General features: G+C 47.0%; 5 protein-coding genes. 2 read left to right on the top strand and 3 right to left on the bottom strand.

Features of this window, described 5'->3' with window-relative positions; translation table 11 throughout:
* The coding region (locus KDK16_RS10195) for a hypothetical protein (RefSeq protein ID WP_257275953.1) at positions 1–223 on the bottom strand (223 nt) is incomplete at its 3' end.
* A gap of 51 nt (positions 224–274) precedes the next feature.
* On the opposite strand from KDK16_RS10195, the gene KDK16_RS10190 reads away from it, so the two are divergent.
* Together KDK16_RS10190 and KDK16_RS10185 are read left to right on the top strand one after the other, a co-directional pair.
* Positions 275–1279, top strand: a complete 1005-nt coding sequence (locus tag KDK16_RS10190; RefSeq protein WP_257255523.1) for an adenosine deaminase — start codon at positions 275–277, stop codon at positions 1277–1279.
* Positions 1272–1961 (top strand): SDR family oxidoreductase, encoded by a 690-nt coding sequence (locus KDK16_RS10185; protein ID WP_257275952.1) that lies wholly within the window; start codon positions 1272–1274, stop codon positions 1959–1961. The genes KDK16_RS10190 and KDK16_RS10185 overlap by 8 nt, the downstream gene beginning before the upstream one ends.
* Positions 1962–2006: 45 nt before the next feature.
* Here KDK16_RS10185 and KDK16_RS10180 read toward each other — a convergent pair whose 3' ends face one another.
* Both KDK16_RS10180 and KDK16_RS10175 read right to left on the bottom strand, forming a co-directional pair.
* A complete protein-coding gene (locus KDK16_RS10180) occupies positions 2007–2702 on the bottom strand; it encodes an anti-sigma factor domain-containing protein (protein WP_257255525.1) in 696 nt (231 codons plus the stop codon).
* Positions 2684–2815, bottom strand: coding sequence for a sigma factor-like helix-turn-helix DNA-binding protein (locus tag KDK16_RS10175; protein ID WP_257275955.1), 132 nt, complete (start codon positions 2813–2815; stop codon positions 2684–2686). The genes KDK16_RS10180 and KDK16_RS10175 overlap by 19 nt, the downstream gene beginning before the upstream one ends.
* Positions 2816–2876: the final 61 nt, after the last annotated feature.

Raw genomic sequence — 2876 nt, 5'->3', positions numbered from 1 at the left:
GATTTACAGGCGGTCGGCTGGGTTCAAATTGTGTTTGGGAGGGAGGTTGTCCTGAGCCATCAATCTTCGACATAGTGCCATTCCATGGTTTTTTGCCGGAAAAGACGCCTGAAAGCGAAAGCATCCTTCCTGATATCGCTGCCTGACTTGCAGCCAGAGCGTTATAATAAGTATCTTTAGAAAGAATAGCTCTTTTTAACGTGGAAATGCAGTATTCATTCAAAGAACAAGTTCCTGACGATCTTTAATGACAGATGAAAAGGTAGATTCTTCCATGATTGACTCGTTACCCAAGGCAGAACTTCATCTGCATATTGAAGGTACCCTGGAACCTGAACTGATGTTGTCTCTGGCTGAAAGAAATGAAATCAGCCTGCCTTACCAAAGCGTTAAAGAAGTCCGGGACGCCTATCAGTTTTCCAACCTGCAATCCTTTCTGGACATTTATTATGCTGGTGCAAATGTTCTACAGACCGAACAGGATTTTTATGATTTGACCTGGGCGTATCTGGAGCGCTGTCAAAAAGACAATGTAGTTCATACCGAGATTTTCTTTGATCCACAGACCCACACTGGCAGAGGTATCCCGTTTGGCACTGTGTTTGAGGGAATGGATGCCGCTCTTCAGGATGGCAGAAAGCAGTTGGGTATCAGCAGTCATACTATTATGTGTTTTCTTCGTCATTTAGGAGCTGAGGCAGCGCTGAATACTTTTGAAATGTCCAAACCATGGCATCAGCGACTGGTCGGTGTGGGTCTGGATTCAACGGAGCTGGGGCACCCTCCGGAGATGTTTGCAGAGGTCTTTGACCAAGCCATACAGGCTGGGTTGAAGACCGTTGCTCATGCGGGAGAAGAGGGTCCGGCAGACTACATCTGGGGAGCTTTGAATGCACTTAAAGTGTTGCGGATTGACCATGGTGTTCGATGTTTGGATGACGAGAGTCTGGTTCAGTATCTGGTTGAGAACAAAATTCCCCTGACAGTGTGTCCCCTTTCGAATGTCAAATTGTGTGTATTTGACAGTTTGTCAGAACATAATCTGAAGCAGATGCTGGATAAAGGACTTTGTGTCACTGTCAATTCTGATGATCCTTCCTATTTTGGTGGTTATATCAACGATAATTTCCATGCTACGCAGCAAGCCTTAGGGTTGGACGATCAGGCTGTTTATCAATTGATACGAAACAGCTTCAATGCCAGTTTTCTTGAGAGTTCAGAACGATCCCGGCATCTGGCTCGTCTGGACACTCTCTATAAGGAGTTAAGTGATGACTAAAACGGTGGTGGTGACCGGTGCAAACCGGGGTCTGGGTCTGGAGTATTGCAGGCAGTTTTTGGAAAAAGGCTACAAAGTATATGCCTGCTGCCGGGCGCCAGAGTCGGCAGAAGATTTGCTGAACCTGAAGCAGCAGAACAGCGAAAAACTGGAAACGGTACCTCTGGATGTCACCAACCCCGCACAGAGAATGAATCTTAAACATACGCTGCAGAGAGAGCAGATCGATATACTGATTAATAATGCGGGTATCTATGGTCAGCGGGCGAAATTTGGCGAGGTTGAATCTGAAGAGTGGCACAAGGTCATGGAGGTCAACACCATTGCACCGGTTTTGCTGGTGCAGGAACTGTTTGAGCTGATGCCTCAAGGTTCAAAGATTGTATTGATGACCAGCAAAATGGGGAGTATTGCTGATAACACAAGCGGTGGAAGCTATATCTACCGTTCCTCAAAAGCGGCATTGAATGCTGTTGGCAAAAGTATGGCGCAGGATCTATCTGATAAGGGGGTCAGTGTGGCTATCTGTCATCTGGGCTGGGTTGTGACGGATATGGGCGGACCCAATGCTTTGATTGATACCCGAACCTCCATAAAAGGGCTGATTTCTGTGATTGAGCAGCTTGGGCCGGAAAATACCGGGCAGTTTTTTAACTATGATGGTGCCCTGATTCCCTGGTAATTAGAAGATCAGGCACTGCCCCGTCAGGCAGTGCCTCGAAACAAGTTAGTAAGTTCGAGTGCTCCAGTCACCTTTATCCAGAACAGGCCCCATGTCCCAGCCGTTGGGTGCGCCCTTCTGGTCTTCAAGTGTGACAATAATTTTCGCTTTGGAAAGCTTCTCTGCCCATCCCTTGGGTATCGTCATCTCTTTTGTACCTGATTCAGGCAGCATTCCCAGAGAAACAGGCTCTACACCATCCACCACCAACCAGAGTTCACAGGCTTTCCCTTCAGGGATGGAATCAGGCTGAACGGTTTCCATAACCAGTTTTTTACTGCCCAATGATGCGTTAAGAATCCACCCGGGGCTTTTTTTCTGGTTGTTGACGACATAAACGTATTCCATGTTCGCCGGGTTTACCGACTGAAAATTCGCCAGAGCCACCATAAGAGCCAGGGCAACCGAAGCAAAAGCGGAACCTTGCCAGAACTTCAGGCTGCTCCAGAATGATTCTTTATTGTTGGTAGCTTGCTCAATATTTTTCCAAATATGCTTGGGAGGCTCGACAGGAGGCAGAGCCTCGTTCAGAGTATCCAGGTACTCTCGCCACTCGTCTACTTCACGCTGAACATCGTGACTAACAGCCATTAATACTTCAAATTGAGCCTTTTCATCAGGCGTCAGCAGGCCGAGCACATAGTCTGCTGCAGCCTGATTTCTTTCATCAGGATTGCTTAGATCTAAGCGGTCGTCATGCATTCCTTCAACCTCATCAGTCCACGTCGAATCCACGTTTTCACTGTTCCGATAGGAACTTCCAGCTGGTTAGAAAGATTCTGATGAGTCATTCCATCAAAATAGCTGAGTTCCAGACAGCGTCTCTGATATCAGGAAGTGTTATAGCAGCGTTTCTGAAGCTATCAAAAAGCTATG

Source organism: Endozoicomonas sp. SESOKO4 (assembly GCF_024606275.1).
Note: the sequence above shows the minus strand (reverse complement) of the source record. Positions and strands in the feature narration are given on the sequence as shown.

What these genes read in the sequence shown, in the direction of transcription:
- KDK16_RS10190 (WP_257255523.1), top strand. Translation starts at nt 275, where the DNA reads ATGATTGACTCGTTACCCAAGGCAGAACTTCATCTGCATATTGAAGGT.
- KDK16_RS10185 (WP_257275952.1), top strand. Translation starts at nt 1,272, where the DNA reads ATGACTAAAACGGTGGTGGTGACCGGTGCAAACCGGGGTCTGGGTCTG.
- KDK16_RS10180 (WP_257255525.1), bottom strand. Translation starts at nt 2,702, where the DNA reads ATGCATGACGACCGCTTAGATCTAAGCAATCCTGATGAAAGAAATCAG.